Raw genomic sequence first — 16,141 nt, 5'->3', positions numbered from 1 at the left:
TGTGTGAGCACTACGAGGTTGTATCTTTACAGGTAAGGAGGTGATCCAACCGCAGGTTCCCCTACGGTTACCTTGTTACGACTTCACCCCAGTCATGAATCACAAAGTGGTAAGCGCCCTCCCGAAGGTTAAGCTACCTACTTCTTTTGCAACCCACTCCCATGGTGTGACGGGCGGTGTGTACAAGGCCCGGGAACGTATTCACCGTGGCATTCTGATCCACGATTACTAGCGATTCCGACTTCATGGAGTCGAGTTGCAGACTCCAATCCGGACTACGACGCACTTTATGAGGTCCGCTTGCTCTCGCGAGGTCGCTTCTCTTTGTATGCGCCATTGTAGCACGTGTGTAGCCCTGGTCGTAAGGGCCATGATGACTTGACGTCATCCCCACCTTCCTCCGGTTTATCACCGGCAGTCTCCTTTGAGTTCCCGGCCGAACCGCTGGCAACAAAGGATAAGGGTTGCGCTCGTTGCGGGACTTAACCCAACATTTCACAACACGAGCTGACGACAGCCATGCAGCACCTGTCTCAGAGTTCCCGAAGGCACTCCCGCATCTCTGCAGGATTCTCTGGATGTCAAGACCAGGTAAGGTTCTTCGCGTTGCATCGAATTAAACCACATGCTCCACCGCTTGTGCGGGCCCCCGTCAATTCATTTGAGTTTTAACCTTGCGGCCGTACTCCCCAGGCGGTCGACTTAACGCGTTAGCTCCGGAAGCCACGCCTCAAGGGCACAACCTCCAAGTCGACATCGTTTACGGCGTGGACTACCAGGGTATCTAATCCTGTTTGCTCCCCACGCTTTCGCACCTGAGCGTCAGTCTTCGTCCAGGGGGCCGCCTTCGCCACCGGTATTCCTCCAGATCTCTACGCATTTCACCGCTACACCTGGAATTCTACCCCCCTCTACGAGACTCAAGCTTGCCAGTTTCAAATGCAGTTCCCAGGTTGAGCCCGGGGATTTCACATCTGACTTAACAAACCGCCTGCGTGCGCTTTACGCCCAGTAATTCCGATTAACGCTTGCACCCTCCGTATTACCGCGGCTGCTGGCACGGAGTTAGCCGGTGCTTCTTCTGCGAGTAACGTCAATGAATGAGCGTATTAAGCTCACTCCCTTCCTCCTCGCTGAAAGTACTTTACAACCCGAAGGCCTTCTTCATACACGCGGCATGGCTGCATCAGGCTTGCGCCCATTGTGCAATATTCCCCACTGCTGCCTCCCGTAGGAGTCTGGACCGTGTCTCAGTTCCAGTGTGGCTGGTCATCCTCTCAGACCAGCTAGGGATCGTCGCCTAGGTGAGCCTTTACCCCACCTACTAGCTAATCCCATCTGGGCACATCTGATGGCATGAGGCCCGAAGGTCCCCCACTTTGGTCTTGCGACGTTATGCGGTATTAGCTACCGTTTCCAGTAGTTATCCCCCTCCATCAGGCAGTTTCCCAGACATTACTCACCCGTCCGCCGCTCGTCAGCAGAGAAGCAAGCTTCTCCCTGTTACCGCTCGACTTGCATGTGTTAGGCCTGCCGCCAGCGTTCAATCTGAGCCATGATCAAACTCTTCAATTAAAGTTTGATGCTCAAAGAATTAAACTGTTAGTTCGTAATGAATTAACTGTTGTTCACTTGAGACTTGATATTCATTTATCGTCCGAAGACGTTAAGATATCAGTGCCCCGAGTGCCCACACAGATTGTCTGATAAATTGTTAAAGAGCGGTGCGACGCGGCTTACAGCCTGCTGTCGCGAGGTCACGTATATTACGTTTTCCTCCTGCAGAGTCAAGCATTTATTTTCGCTTTCGTCTGCCTGACGGGCCGGTTTGTTTGCCGTTGTGCCGTGTCAGTGGAGGCGCATTATAGGGCCTTCTTTCCTGCTGACAACCCCTAATTTCAAAAAATTTTTCAACCGTCTCTTTTTTGTGCAAAACACCGTTAAACGGGCAACTTTTCGAGCTTCTGGAAGCCATAACGTTGCAAAACGGGCATTAATTGTGCAACTTCCGGCGTCAGTGCCATACAGTACGCGATATTGTCATCCGTAGAACGTGCATCCGGCGCTTCGTGTTCCAGAAGCCAGGCCGTGCGTCTTGCAATCGCCGCACCGGAATCCACCAGACGCGTCCCTTCCGGCAATACGTTTAACAGTTCATCGGCTAGCAACGGGAAATGCGTACAGCCGAGCACAACCGTATCCGGCGGCTCAGCCATACGCAGCCACGGACGCAGCACCCGACGCAGCGCTTCCAGCGACACCGGCTCGCCATGTAGTTTCGCCTCTGCAATCTCCACCAGCTCCGCCGACCCCAGCATCTCTATCTGACATTCATTGGCGAAACGGGCGATGAGTTCATGCGTATAAGGACGTTTTACCGTCCCGCGGGTCGCCAGTAGCCCTACCACGCCGTTGGCGGTCAGCCGCGCAGCGGGTTTAATCGCAGGCACAACCCCAACAACCGGGAAGGCGAATTTTTCACGAAGCGCAGGAAGCGAAACCGTACTGGCAGAGTTGCAGGCAATCACGGCAAGCGCGAGTGGGTAGCGCGCCTGGACGGCGGTGACGATTTCAACGACGCGCTCAACAATGAACGCTTCGCTTTTCTCGCCATAAGGAAAGGCAACGTTGTCGAAAGTGTAGATGTAATGCAGATCCGGCAGGAGATGCCGGATCTCATCATAAACAGAGAGCCCCCCCACCCCGGAGTCAAACACCAGGATAGTAGGGCGGGCCTCAGAAGGTGTAGCTGCCTGACAAGTTGTATTCCCGTCCTGCAGTTTGGTAGCCATAAACCGTCTCGTAATCTTTATCGAACAGGTTAGCTATTTTACCACGAACTGTAAGGTGAGAGGTGACCGGATACGAAACCGCGACATCCCACAGGCTAACGCCGCCCATTTTGACGCGTTTTGCTGGAAATGACGTAAAGTCATTGTCGTAACGCGTACCTAAGTAGTGGTACGCCACATTCCAGTCCAGGTCATACATCTGCCAGTCGAGTTGATATTTCACCTGCTGCTTAGCACGGCGGTTCAGAATGGCATTGGTTCTGGCGTTACGCGGATCGGTATAATCATAGGAAATTTGATGACTCAGCGGGCCGGTATCAAACTGTGCTGTCGCTTCGATGCCTTTAATACGCGCTTGATCAATATTATAAAAGCGGTTCTGCGCGTTATAACCGATAAGGTTATCGATATCGTTGCGATACCCCGTCACGCGCCAGTTCACCGGCCCGGTTAATCCTTCGACGCCACCTTCCCATTGCTTGCTTTCTTCAGGCTGCAGGTCAGGATTGCCGTAATTTTGGCTATGGATTTGGCTCATGGTCGGCGCTTTATAGGCCGTTCCGTAAGAGCCGATGAGCCGGTAACCCTCGGTAAACTCCCAGGCTGCGCTGGTCTGCCAGGTAGCGTGGCTGCCAAAGTTAGCATCGTCGTCACGACGTGCGGCAGCTTCCAGCGTCACGCTCTCAATTTGCTGTACCCCGGAAACAAACACGCCAGTGTTGTGCTGTTTATATCCATCTTTCATGGTTCCCGTACCGGCTTGCGTCGTCTGTTTTTTCCAGTCCACGCCAGCACCGATATTTCCTTGCCCCACGTTAAAGGTGTTCAGCCATTGTGCCGTGTATTGTTTGACATCATCTATCGAAGTAGCGGCAGCGTAACGGCCTTTCTTCGGATCGTAATTCATGTCTTTGCTGCGACCATAGCCTGCAACCAGCTGCGACTGCCACCCCCCCTGCTGATAGCGCAAGCCGGTGTCCCAGTTCTGGGCATAGAGCTGGCGCGTATCCGCGCGTCCGAGAAGCACCGTATAAGCGTCGTTATAAGTGTCGTAACCGTCATAGGCGGTGCGGTTATCGTAACCAAACCCACGGAAAAAGCCGCTCAGGTTATCGGTCATCTGCTGTTCTACTGAGCCATACAGCGATTTACTCATAAACCCATCACGATCAGGCTGACGCGGCGCGTCCAGCGCGGCAATGTCAAATCCTTTGGTATAAGTGTAATTGCCCGCCAGGGTTATTTTGGTTTGATCCAACGTTTGTTGTACCGCGCCATCATAAGTTTGATAGCCGTGCGAGCCCCAGCCTGCGGAAATCGCCCCACCGGGCTTGCTGCGCCCCGTAATAATGTTAATGACGCCGCCAATTGCGTCAGAGCCATATAAAGCAGAGCGCGGGCCACGGATATATTCGATGCGCTGTACCAGCGAAAGCGGAATCTGGCTGATATCCGGCGCATTGCTAATGCCTGCGTTATTTAACGGAATACCATCAATTAACAGCAAAACATGACGGGTTTCAGTCCCACGAATATGTAAATTAGAGAGTGTCCCCAGGCCGCCGCTCTGCTCTATATCCACACCCGGTAAACGTCCTAATACGTCGGTCAGGCTTTTCGACTGCCATCGCACAATTTCGTCACGGGTGACGACAGACGTCGGCGCCAGTACCGTATTAACCGGCTGCTGAAAACGGTTTGCCGTGACCACCAGAGCATCTGAGTCGCTATCTTGCGCCCAGCCAGAAAACGCCGTGACGGAAAGCGCCGTCAGCAGCGAGATTTTTTTTATCATCATTAACGTAAGCATCCGCTTAACTTTTAGGATGCCGCAGGCGCACTTGATAGAACGCGATAAGTGCGCGAGATGCGACGTGACTCCGGCAGGTCTTCGGGCTTGGAGGTGTGTAATGGATGAAAACTTCCCACCGGCTTACCGGCAGTGTTTGCGTATGCGTTCATCCCACCTGTCTTTACCGCTGCGCGTCAGCTCCAGATTTGCACTGGATTCCCTTTTCACTCAAGGAGACCGGAAACGGCATGCTACATGGTGCGCCTGATAGAAGTCCAGACTTCCATTCATGATGATGCAAAAACAATCAAAGCTGGACATCACGCCCGCATTCCCTACAATCCCGGCGTAAATTTTTATCACCCAGGACGCATGATGACCCCTGAACATCTCCCCATCGATCACTACGACGCCCAGTTGGCCGAAAAGGTAGAACGCCTGCAAAGCATGATGGCGCCTTTCGCCGCGCCCGCGCCGGAGGTGTTTCGCTCACCGGTCAGCCACTACCGCATGCGCGCCGAGTTTCGTCTCTGGCATGACGGCGACGACCTCTACCACATCATTTTCGATCAAGACACCCGCAGCCGTATTCGTGTTGACCGCTTTCCGGCGGCCAGCGAACTGATTAATGCCCTCATGCCGCGCATGATTGACGGTATCCGCGGCAACCGCACGCTGCGCCATAAGCTGTTCCAGATTGACTACCTGACCACCCGCAGCCAGCAGGCGGTCGTGTCGCTGCTTTACCATCGCGCGCTGGACGACGCCTGGCGCGAAGAAGCCACGCGCCTTCGCGATGCGCTGCGCCAGGACGGCTTTGACGTGCACTTTATTGGCCGTGCGACGAAAACCAAAATCATGCTCGATCAGGATTACATCGACGAGCGCCTGCCGGTAGCGGGCAAAGAGATGATTTATCGTCAGGTGGAAAACAGCTTTACCCAGCCGAACGCGGCAATGAACATCCATATGCTGGAGTGGGCGCTGGACGTCACCCAGGGTTCACGCGGCGATCTGCTCGAGCTTTATTGCGGCAACGGCAACTTCTCGCTGGCGCTGGCGCGCAATTTTAACCGCGTGCTGGCGACGGAAATCGCCAAGCCGTCGGTTGCTGCCGCGCAATACAACATCGCCGCCAATGGCATTGATAACGTGCAAATCATCCGCATGGCGGCGGAAGAGTTCACCCAGGCGATGAACGGCGTGCGGGAATTTAACCGTCTGCAAGGGATCGACCTGAAAAGCTACCAGTGTGAAACGATCTTCGTTGATCCGCCGCGCAGCGGGCTTGATCAGGAGACGGTGAAAATGGTGCAGGCGTATCCGCGAATCCTTTATATCTCCTGCAACCCGCAGACGCTGTGCGACAACCTCGCGACGCTAAGCGAAACGCATCGCGTCGAGCGCCTGGCGCTCTTCGACCAGTTCCCCTACACCCATCATATGGAGTGCGGTGTCCTGTTAACACGCCGCGACTAACTCACATAAGAAAGGGCGCCGCGGCGCCCTTTTCTTCACTCTTCGTAGCGCGCTTTGCGCCGACGCAGGCGAAACCCAATCCAGAACAGCAAAATGACTGACAGCACCGACGGCAGGAAATTAGAGCCAATCGCCGGGTATTCCGCACGCACCACGGCGCTGTAGAGCAACACGCCAAGAATAAAACAGGCGGCGGCGATGCCCGGTAGCCCCACCGGCATGGTGCGGTTCAGGTAACGCTGATGCAGGCAATAAACGGTCAGTACCAGCGAAATAATCGGGAAAATCGAGAAAGGCACAATGGAGCTAAACAGCGCCGCACAGGTGCCGTTAATCGATAAACCGGCGATCAGCGCCAGCAGCAGCGTACCCTTTTCTTGTGTCGTCGTTCTCATTGCTCGTCCTTCACTTATCGGAATGTTGCGCCATCTTTTCTTGTTCGCGACGGTACCAATAGTAAGCGCCTTTGGAAATCATGCGCAGTTGCAATACCAGTCGCTCTTCTAATTGACCGCGCTGTTCAGGGCTCACGTCCAGCGCCTCGGCGCCGGCGCTAAAAACGATAGTCACCATCGCCTCTGCCTGAGCCTCGGTAAACGCGCGCGGCATGTGATTTTCGATTTCCAGATAATCGGCAAGTTCCGCAATAAAATGCTGGATTTCACGCGCCACAGCGGCACGAAACGCCGCCGAGGTGCCGGAGCGTTCGCGCAGCAGCAGCCGGAAGGCGTTCGGGTTATTACCGATAAATTCCATAAAGGTAGAAACCGAGGTGCGGATCACGCTGCCGCCTTTAGCAATGCGCTGGCGCGCCTGGCGCATAAGCTGGCGCAGCATCAGGCCGCTCTCGTCCACCATCGTCAGACCCAGCTCATCCACATCCCGGAAATGCCGGTAAAACGAGGTCGGCGCAATACCGGCCTCGCGCGCGACTTCTCGCAGGCTCAGGCTGGCAAAACTTCTTTCCGCGCTTAGCTGACTAAACGCGGCTTCCACCAGCGACCGCCGGGTTCGTTCTTTCTGTTGCGCTCTGACGCCCATCACGTTGCCTGATTCCTTCCTGTTGAAACGGCACTATACCAGTTTTAAAACTACCGGGTTTATAACGGATTGTGAATGATTGTTTACGAAGCAGGGCCAGACGCAGATTGCAAAACGCACAGGGAGAATTGGGTTATTCTTTGGGTGATGTTACTATTCTGTTGCTTTTATGTATAAGAACAAGGTAAGCCTTACCATGCCACAAACCTACGATTATGATGTAATAGTGATTGGCTCTGGCCCTGGCGGCGAAGGCGCTGCAATGGGCCTGGTGAAACAGGGCGCCACGGTAGCGGTGATAGAGCGCTACCATAATGTCGGCGGCGGTTGCACCCACTGGGGCACTATCCCGTCGAAGGCGTTACGCCACGCTGTCAGCCGTATCATTGAATTTAACCAGAACCCGTTATACAGCGCCCACGCCCGCCCTCTTCGTTCTTCTTTCGCCGACATCCTTAACCACGCCGACAACGTGATCAACCAGCAGACCAACATGCGCCAGGGTTTTTATGAGCGCAACCGCTGCCAGATCCTGCAAGGCGACGCGCGTTTCATCGACGAGCACACCATTGAGCTCACCTGTCCGGACAGCTCAATTGAAACCCTGACCGCCGAGAAATTCGTTATCGCCTGCGGCTCGCGTCCTTATCACCCGGCGGACGTCGATTTCAACCACTCGCGTATCTACGACAGCGACTCGATTCTTAGCATGCATCACGAGCCACGCCACGTCATCATCTACGGCGCAGGCGTTATCGGCTGTGAATACGCATCGATTTTCCGCGGGATGAACGTCAAGGTGGATCTCATCAACACCCGTGACCGCCTGCTGGCATTTCTCGATCAAGAGATGTCAGACTCACTCTCGTATCACTTCTGGAACAGCGGCGTGGTCATTCGCCATAACGAAGAGTACGAGCAGATTGAAGGCGTTGACGATGGCGTTATCGTGCACCTGAAATCAGGCAAGAAGGTAAAAGCCGACTGCCTGCTGTATGCGAACGGGCGCACCGGTAATACCGACTCGCTGGCGCTGGAAAACATCGGGCTTGAAGCCGATGGTCGCGGGCTGCTGAAAGTAAACAGCATGTACCAGACCGCGCTGCCACACATCTATGCGGTGGGCGATGTTATCGGTTATCCAAGTCTCGCCTCGGCGGCCTACGATCAAGGTCGCATCGCGGCGCAGGCGCTGGTGAAAGGCGTCGCCTCAGCGCATCTGGTGGAAGATATCCCGACCGGCATTTATACCATTCCGGAAATCAGCTCCGTCGGCAAAACCGAACAGCAGCTCACCTCAATGAAAGTGCCTTATGAAGTAGGTCGCGCGCAGTTTAAACACTTAGCGCGTGCGCAAATCGTGGGCATGAACGTGGGAACGCTGAAGATCCTGTTCCATCGCGAAACCAAAGAGATTCTGGGGATCCACTGCTTTGGAGAGCGCGCGGCCGAAATTATTCATATCGGCCAGGCGATTATGGAGCAGAAAGGTGGCGGTAACACCATTGAGTACTTCGTTAACACCACCTTTAACTACCCGACCATGGCCGAAGCCTATCGGGTTGCCGCGCTGAACGGCTTAAACCGCCTGTTTTAACGCGCTGTCGAAGCGGCCATCCATCTGTTTGCGGATGGCCTCTGCCAGCTGCTCATAGCGGCTGCGCAGCGGCGAGCCCGGACGGTACACCAGACCAATAGTGCGGCGCGGCTCAGGCTTCACGCAAGGCAAATAAACCACGCCGTCGCGATGGCGTTCCGGCGGCACGGCGAGTGCGGGTAGCAGCGTAATGCCGCTGCCTGCCGCCACCATATTGCGCAGCGTTTCAAGGCTGGTCGCACGGAAGTGCGTATCTTCATCCGCGCCCGCTTCAAAGCAAAAGCCCATCGCCTGATCGCGCAGGCAGTGGCCATCTTCCAGCATCAGCAGTTTTTCGCCCGCCAGTTCGCCCATCGGCACGCGGTCGCGGCTGGCCCACGGGTGATCTTCATAGACTGCCAGCAGCATCGGCTCATCAAACAGCGGCACTTCGATAAAAGCTTCGCTCTCTTTCACCAGCGCCAGAATGGCGCAGTCGAGCTTGCCGCTGTCGAGCTGTGCCAGCAGTTGATGGGTTTGCGCCTCGTGCAGATACATTTCCAGTTTCGGGAAGGTCTGGTGCAGCATCGGAATAATTTGCGGCAGCAGATAAGGGCTGATGGTCGGAATAAGGCCGATATGCAGCGGCCCGGACATCGTTTCGCCCTGCTGACTCGCCATCTCTTTAAGCACTTTGACTTCACGTAATACGGTACGCGCCTGGTCTACCAGCAGCAGCCCCGCCTGCGTGAACAGCACTTTGCGGCTGGTGCGTTCCAGCAACATCACGCCCAGCTCATCTTCAAGCTTACGGATTTGGCCGCTCAGGGTAGGCTGACTCACGTGGCAGGCATCGGCCGCACGCCGAAAATGACGATGTTCAGCAAGCGCCACCAGGTACTCAAGATCACGAATATTCATTCTTTATCCTCCGCCACCATGATAGTTCATGGCGATAGATAGCATAGCAACCAACGATTATCCCTATCAAGCAAGATTGTGAATAATAGCCTCAGCCGCGGAGAACATCACTCGTTACCCTCACTGAGTGATAACCCGCACACAGAGTCTCTCTCTGTTAGCCAAATAACTAAAGCCAACGTGAACTATTTAGCGGACAGTAAGTCCGCTTTTTTTTTGCCTGTCTGCCAGAACACAATAAAAAAGCCCGACATCTGCCGGGCTTTCATCACTTCAGTTCACCGTTACGCCAGACGCGCCTTCGCCCCGGCAATCGCCTGTGCAACCTGCGTCGGCGACACGCCGCCTTTCGCCGCGCGCTTATCAAGGCACGACTGTAGCGAGAGGATCGGATAGACGTCATCACCGATCACCGGGCTGAATTTTTGCAAGTCACCCAGCGCCAGGTCTTCCAGCGGTTTACCCTGACGAATTGCCTCTACCACCGCCTCGCCCACAATGTGGTGCGCTTCGCGGAACGGCACGCCTTTGGCGACCAGATAATCCGCCAGTTCCGTGGCGTTGGCGTAGCCCTGCTGCGCCGCATCCTGACAACGTGGACGTTTCACCTGAATGCCGTCCAGCACCAGCGCGGCCATATGCAGGCAGTCAAGCCAGGTGTCGAGCGCGTCGAACAGCCCTTCTTTGTCTTCCTGCATATCTTTATTGTACGCAAGCGGCAGGCCTTTCAGCGTCATCATCATGCCGGTAAGCGCGCCCTGCACGCGGCCGCACTTACCACGAATAAGCTCCAGCGCATCCGGGTTTTTCTTCTGTGGCATCAGCGACGAGCCAGACGTCACGCGGTCAGACAACTCCACAAAGCCCGCTTCACCAGAATTAAAGAAAATCAGGTCTTCGGCGAAACGCGACAGATGCACCATGCTGATGGCAGCGTTGGACAGCAGCTCCAGCACATGGTCGCGATCGGAGACGCTGTCGAGGCTGTTGCGTGTCGCGCTGGCAAAGCCGAGCCAGCCCGCCAGTTGCTCGCGGTCAATCTCATACGCGGTGCCAGCGAGCGCTCCGCAGCCCAGCGGGCTGACGTCGAGACGCTTAAGGGTATCCTGCAAGCGGCTTTCGTCGCGCGCCAGCATCTCCACATACGCCATGCACCAGTGCGCGAAGGTTACCGGCTGGGCGCGTTGCAGATGGGTATAACCCGGCATGACGGCGTCCTGGTTTTCTTCGGCGGTCGCGACCAGCGCTTCCTGCAACTGGCGCGTCGCGCTCAGCAACGCGTGAACCTCGGTTTTGCACCAGAGTTTCAGGTCGGTCGCGACCTGATCGTTACGGCTACGTCCGGTGTGCAGCTTTTTGCCAAGCGGCCCGACTTTATCGATAAGCTTGCCTTCCACCCAGCTGTGAATGTCTTCCGCGTCGCTGTCGAGGATGGCATGCGGGTTTTCCAGCACTTCTTCCAGCAGCGTATTCAGCGCGCCTTCAAGCTGGCTTTGCTCATCGGCGCTCAGAACGCCTACGGTCACCAGCGCTTTAGACCAGGCCACGGAACCGATAATGTCCTGTTCGGCGAGTCGGTAATCAAAGCGCAGTGAGTCATTGAATTGTTTAAACCGCCCATCTGCCGCCTGAGTAAAACGTCCGCCCCAAAGTGCCATAATCCGCTCCGTCAATCCTGTTCTGTTTACCTGTAATGGCGGGTGCTCGCCGCTATCCCGCCTGACAACACTGTTCTGTTTTTGATAGGCGGGATAGCGAAGCGCCACCCGCCATCCATGCAAAAATTACTTCTTCAGCTCGTTCAGCGCACGGATACGTGAAGAGAGCGAGAACAGACGGATAAAGCCGCCCGCGTGGCTGTGGTCGTACACGTCGTCTTCGCCGAAGGTCGCGAACTCTTCGTTATAGAGGCTGTTCGGCGATTTTTTCTGGATAGCGGTGACCTGGCCTTTATAGAGCTGCAATACCACTTCGCCATTGACCTGCTCAGCGAGCGACTGTGCGGCCGCCTGCAGAGACTGACGCAGCGGAGCGAACCAGCGACCGTCGTACACGACGTAAGACATCTCAAGGCCCACCTGCTCGCGCCATTTAAAGCTATCGCGATCCAGCACCAGTTGCTCAACGCCGCGCAGCGCCGCCATCATGATGGTGCCCCCTGGAGTTTCGTAGCAGCCGCGAGATTTAATCCCCACCAGACGGTTTTCCACGATGTCGATACGGCCCACGCCATGTTTCGCGCCAATCTTGTTCAGCACTTCCAGGCAGCCAAACGGAGAGAGATGCTCGCCGTTTACGGCAACGACGTTGCCTTTCTCTACGGTCACGGTCACCTGCTCCGGCTGATCCGGCGCATCCAGCGGGTCGACGGTCCACACCCAGCAATCTTTGTTCGGGGCATTCCACGGGCTTTCCAGCACGCCGCCTTCGGTGGAGATGTGCCACGCGTTCTCGTCGCGGCTGTAAATCTTCTCGAGTGAGGCGGTGGTCGGGATATCGCACGCTTTCAGGTAATCCAGCAGCGCTTCACGGGAACGCAGGTCCCACTCACGCCATGGCGCAATGACTTTCAGATGCGGGGCCAGCGCCGCCCAGGCGGATTCGAAACGCACCTGGTCGTTGCCTTTACCAGTCGCGCCGTGGCACAGCGCGTCGGCGCCCACTTTATTAGCCACATCGACCAGCGCTTTTGCGATAAGCGGACGCGCCATCGAGGTGCCCAGCAGATAGCTGCCTTCATACAGTGCGCCAGTTTGCAGCACCGGATAAACGTAATCTTTGATGAACTCTTCACGCGCATCGACGACATAGCACTCAGACGCGCCAGAGCGCAGCGCCTTCTGCTCAACGCCTTTCAGGTCGTCACGATCCTGGCCGATATCCACCACGCACGCGACCACGTCGCAGCCTGCGTAGTTTTCTTTCAGCCACGGAATAATGGCAGAGGTATCGAGGCCGCCAGAGTAAGCGAGAACAACTTTTTTGATGCCGTGATTTTGCATTGTCTTTTCCTTTAAAAACTTGTAATTAGGCCAAAATGCGCGTGCCGATAGACACACCATTAAATAAAGCGGGCAATTGCTCCGCGTGGCGCCAGGAGGCGATATCCACCGGACGGCCCAGCGTACGGGCGGCATCCAGCGCCGCGTGTACTTTCACAATCATGCCGTCGGTGATAATGCCCTGGGCTATCAACTGCTCGGCTTTGGTAGCCGTCATTTCAGCGATACGCTGGCCTTTGCCATCCAGAATGCCGCTCACGTCGGAGAGCAGAATCAGGTCCGCGCCAAGGGTCGCGGCGAGCGCCGTGGCCGCCTGGTCGGCATTCACATTCATCAGCTTGCCGTCGTCTGTCACACCAATAGAGCTGATGACCGGCATAAAGCCGTTTTCCAGAAGCGTCGTAATCAGCTTCGGCGAGCCTGGCTGCGCCTGGCCGACATGACCGAGTTCTTCATCAAGCGGCGTCACACTGACGCTGTCACCGTCGCCAAGGAACAGGCCGACAGAGGCGATGTGATGTTTCTTCGCCCAGGCGAGCAGCGTTTTGTTGGCCGTGCCAGCCAGCGCGCCGGTAATAATGTCAATCTGGTCGGCAGGCGTAACGCGCAGGCCATTTTTCTTTTTCACCGGCAGGTTGAGCTGTTTCATCAGGTCGTCCACCAGGCAGCCGCCGCCATGCACGATGACCAGCGGGCGCTGATGTTCCTTGCGGTAGTTAACGAGGGCGGTAAACAGACGCTCCAGCGCCTCTTCGCTATCAAGTAACACGCCGCCTAACTTAATGATTAACGGGTTCATCATCACACCTGACTCGGTTAAATAAGGGACTGCGTTTCGGCAAAGCCAAAACGAATATTCATACACTGCACTGCCTGCGCGGCGGCGCCTTTCAGCAGGTTATCTTCCGTGGCAACCACAATCAGATGTTCACCCTGCACGGCGAAGCCGATATCGCAGAACGGCAGGCCCACCACGTTTTTCAGCGCGGGCACGCCGGTGTCATAGAGACGCACCAGCGGTTTATCGCCATAGGCGTCCTGGAATGTTGCCGCGACTTGCTGCGCGCTCACGCCGGGTTTCAGGCGGCAGGTGATGGTTTCCAGAATGCCGCGCGGGAAGCTCCCCAGATGCGGCGTGAAAATCACCTCAGCGCCCAAATGATTGGCTATCTCCGGCTGATGCCGATGATTAAATATGCCGTAAGGCTGAAGGCTCACTTCGCAGAAGCTGTTAGAAAGCGCTGCTTTGCGCCCGGCACCGCTCACGCCACTGGTGGCGTTGATAACCGGCCACTGGCTGAGATCCAGCATATCCGCGTCGATAAGCGGTTTTAATGACAGCTGCGCGGCAGTCGGGTAGCAACCCGGCACCGCCACCAGCGTCGCGTCTTTCAGTGATTGCGCATTCCACTCCGCCAGGCCATAGACCGCCTGCGCCAGTAATTCCGGGTACTGGTGCGTGAAACCGTAGAATTTTTCGTAGAACGCGGCATCGTTGACGCGAAAGGCACCGGAGAGGTCGAACACTACACAGCCTGCATCAAGAAACTGCGGCGCGAGATCATGGCTGACCTCATGGGCGGTCGCGAGAAACACCACGTCTACGCCGTCAGTGAACTCACGAATGTCGCTCATCGGTTGCAGTGGCAGGTCAAGCACGCCTTTAAGCTGTGGGTGCAGGGAGGAGATTAACTTTCCCGCATCATTGCTTTGCGCTGAGACCGTCAATGCGGTTATGTTCATATGCGGATGGCGATTCACGTAGGCCGCGAGCTCTGCGCCGGCATAACCGCTGGCGCCAACAATCAGCGTGTTCAACATCGGGACTGGATACCTTTTACCGTCATGTATTTCAGGCGCGGGCCTCCGGGCCGTTGCCGCGTCCGCGAGCGTATCGTCTTCACCGGAACCCGGCGGTTCCCTTACGCTCAACGTTAATGTATTTTTATTCACAAATACTGCATGAATATTGATACTATCACGACCTGAGGTCTGTCAACAGTGAAAATGAAATTACCGCCTTTTATCGAGATTTACCGCACGCTTATCGCTACGCCTTCCATCAGCGCCACCGACAGCGCGCTCGATCAGAGCAATGCGACTTTAATCAATCTGCTGGCGGGATGGTTTGGCGACCTGGGATTCAATGTTGAAGTGCAACCCGTGCCTGGCACTCGCAATAAATTCAATATGCTGGCAAGCATCGGCAGCGGCGCGGGCGGCTTGTTACTCGCCGGGCATACCGATACCGTTCCCTTCGACGACGGGCGCTGGACGCGCGACCCGTTCACGCTGACCGAGCATGACAACAAACTGTTCGGGCTTGGCACCGCCGACATGAAAGGGTTTTTTGCCTTTATTCTTGATGCTCTGCGTGACGTGGATGTGACGCAGCTGAAAAAGCCGCTCTATATTCTGGCGACGGCTGATGAAGAGACGAGCATGGCAGGCGCGCGCTATTTTGCTGAAACCACGGCGCTTCGCCCGGACTGCGCGATTATCGGCGAGCCGACCTCGTTACAACCGATTCGTGCCCACAAAGGCCATATCTCCAGCGCGATTCGCGTGCAGGGACAATCCGGCCACTCCAGCGACCCGGAGCGCGGCGTAAACGCCATTGAGCTTATGCATGACGCCATCGGGCGCATTATGCAATTGCGCGACTCGCTAAAAGAACGCTACCACTACGACGCGTTTACCGTCCCCTACCCGACGCTTAACCTCGGGCATATTCACGGCGGCGACGCCTCGAACCGTATCTGCGCCTGCTGCGAGCTGCATATGGATATTCGTCCGCTGCCGGGCATGACGCTTGATGACTTAAGCGGGCTGCTGAACGAAGCTCTGGAGCCGGTAAGCCTGCGCTGGCCGGGCCGTCTGACGGTATATGATCTGCATCCGCCGATCCCCGGTTACGAATGCCCGCCGGATCATAAACTGGTGCAGGTGGTGGAGAACCTGCTCGGCGCGCAGACGGATGTGGTGAACTACTGCACCGAAGCGCCGTTTATCCAGACACTTTGCCCGACGCTGGTATTAGGCCCAGGCTCTATCAATCAGGCCCACCAGCCGGACGAATATCTGGAGACGCGCTTTATTAAGCCGACCCGCGCGTTGATTTCGCAGGTTGTGCATCATTTTTGTTGGCATTAAGCATCCCCAGTGGACGCGCAGCGCTGAGGCTGCGAAAAATGCTTTTCCTGTAGGGCGGGTAAGCGAAGCGCACCCGCCAGTCCGCGACACCCGCCGACATTGCTGATGAACCCCTTTGCTACCCGATAAACGCAGCCCATTCCACTGCGTTTACGTCCTCCCGCAGCGCGTGCGACTGAACATTGCCCGCATAAAGGCACGCCGTTTTTATAAGCGTTACTTATCTGCGATAACGTGAATTAACTTTCATAAATTGCCGCACTTTATTCACCTGCTGAAGCGATTTCGCAGCAATTGACGAACGGGGTTTCACGTGGCTTTATAAAGTAAGAAGTCATTCAAGCCTGAACTTTCGGACGTAAGTAAAAGCTATCGCTTTTCGGTG

12 protein-coding genes, 1 rRNA gene and 1 riboswitch are annotated in these 16,141 nt (G+C 55.9%); of the genes, 3 read left to right on the top strand and 10 right to left on the bottom strand.

Annotation, left to right across the window (positions count from 1 at the left end; genetic code table 11):
• Nucleotides 1-33 precede the first annotated feature (33 nt).
• From AFK62_RS01155 to btuB, 3 genes are all read right to left on the bottom strand, one after another.
• Nucleotides 34-1,575, bottom strand: a 16S ribosomal RNA gene (locus AFK62_RS01155).
• Between the two features lie 365 nt (nucleotides 1,576-1,940).
• Nucleotides 1,941-2,792 (bottom strand): glutamate racemase, encoded by an 852-nt coding sequence (gene murI, locus AFK62_RS01150; protein ID WP_032984132.1) that lies wholly within the window; start codon nucleotides 2,790-2,792, stop codon nucleotides 1,941-1,943.
• Nucleotides 2,737-4,587, bottom strand: a complete 1,851-nt coding sequence (gene btuB / locus AFK62_RS01145) for a TonB-dependent vitamin B12 receptor BtuB (protein WP_053532107.1) — start codon at nucleotides 4,585-4,587, stop codon at nucleotides 2,737-2,739. The genes murI and btuB overlap by 56 nt, the downstream gene beginning before the upstream one ends.
• Nucleotides 4,588-4,657: 70 nt before the next feature.
• Nucleotides 4,658-4,841: riboswitch (cobalamin riboswitch) on the bottom strand.
• A gap of 118 nt (nucleotides 4,842-4,959) precedes the next feature.
• Between btuB and trmA the strand changes: the two genes are divergently transcribed.
• Nucleotides 4,960-6,063, top strand: a complete 1,104-nt coding sequence (gene trmA, locus AFK62_RS01140; RefSeq protein ID WP_032984138.1) for a tRNA (uridine(54)-C5)-methyltransferase TrmA — start codon at nucleotides 4,960-4,962, stop codon at nucleotides 6,061-6,063.
• A gap of 35 nt (nucleotides 6,064-6,098) precedes the next feature.
• On the opposite strand, the gene AFK62_RS01135 is transcribed toward trmA, so the two are convergent.
• Together AFK62_RS01135 and fabR are read right to left on the bottom strand one after the other, a co-directional pair.
• Nucleotides 6,099-6,458, bottom strand: a complete 360-nt coding sequence (locus AFK62_RS01135; protein WP_007667878.1) for a YijD family membrane protein — start codon at nucleotides 6,456-6,458, stop codon at nucleotides 6,099-6,101.
• Between the two features lie 10 nt (nucleotides 6,459-6,468).
• Nucleotides 6,469-7,107 (bottom strand): HTH-type transcriptional repressor FabR, encoded by a 639-nt coding sequence (gene fabR / locus AFK62_RS01130; protein ID WP_007667875.1) that lies wholly within the window; start codon nucleotides 7,105-7,107, stop codon nucleotides 6,469-6,471.
• 193 nt (nucleotides 7,108-7,300) lie between these two features.
• Here fabR and sthA point away from each other — a divergent pair, with 193 nt between their 5' ends.
• Entirely contained in the window at nucleotides 7,301-8,701 is a 1,401-nt protein-coding gene (sthA, locus tag AFK62_RS01125) for a Si-specific NAD(P)(+) transhydrogenase (RefSeq protein ID WP_007667873.1), read from the top strand.
• Here sthA and oxyR read toward each other — a convergent pair.
• The 5 genes from oxyR to argC form a co-directional block, all read right to left on the bottom strand.
• Nucleotides 8,684-9,601, bottom strand: coding sequence for a DNA-binding transcriptional regulator OxyR (gene oxyR, locus AFK62_RS01120; RefSeq protein WP_007667871.1), 918 nt, complete (start codon nucleotides 9,599-9,601; stop codon nucleotides 8,684-8,686). The genes sthA and oxyR overlap by 18 nt on opposite strands.
• A 284-nt stretch (nucleotides 9,602-9,885) precedes the next feature.
• Nucleotides 9,886-11,259 carry an argininosuccinate lyase gene (argH, locus tag AFK62_RS01115; protein WP_053531676.1) on the bottom strand — a complete coding sequence of 458 codons (1,374 nt, stop codon included), beginning with the start codon at nucleotides 11,257-11,259 and terminating at the stop codon, nucleotides 9,886-9,888.
• A gap of 126 nt (nucleotides 11,260-11,385) precedes the next feature.
• The gene (locus tag AFK62_RS01110; RefSeq protein WP_007667865.1) at nucleotides 11,386-12,603 is read right to left on the bottom strand and encodes an argininosuccinate synthase; all 1,218 of its coding nucleotides are present in this window, start codon (nucleotides 12,601-12,603) and stop codon (nucleotides 11,386-11,388) included.
• A 25-nt stretch (nucleotides 12,604-12,628) separates the two neighbouring features.
• On the bottom strand, nucleotides 12,629-13,405 hold the full coding sequence (gene argB / locus AFK62_RS01105; RefSeq protein WP_129232845.1) for an acetylglutamate kinase: 777 nt from the start codon (nucleotides 13,403-13,405) through the stop codon (nucleotides 12,629-12,631).
• Between the two features lie 14 nt (nucleotides 13,406-13,419).
• A complete protein-coding gene (gene argC, locus AFK62_RS01100) occupies nucleotides 13,420-14,424 on the bottom strand; it encodes an N-acetyl-gamma-glutamyl-phosphate reductase (RefSeq protein ID WP_007667861.1) in 1,005 nt (334 codons plus the stop codon).
• Nucleotides 14,425-14,604: 180 nt separating this feature from the next.
• On the opposite strand from argC, the gene argE reads away from it, so the two are divergent.
• A complete protein-coding gene (gene argE, locus AFK62_RS01095) occupies nucleotides 14,605-15,756 on the top strand; it encodes an acetylornithine deacetylase (RefSeq protein ID WP_007667859.1) in 1,152 nt (383 codons plus the stop codon).
• Nucleotides 15,757-16,141: the final 385 nt, after the last annotated feature.

This window comes from Cronobacter condimenti 1330 (assembly GCF_001277255.1).
In the GTDB taxonomy this organism is placed as follows: domain Bacteria; phylum Pseudomonadota; class Gammaproteobacteria; order Enterobacterales; family Enterobacteriaceae; genus Cronobacter; species Cronobacter condimenti.
The sequence above is the reverse complement of the archived record's forward strand: the minus strand, read 5'-3'. Positions and strand labels throughout refer to the sequence as shown.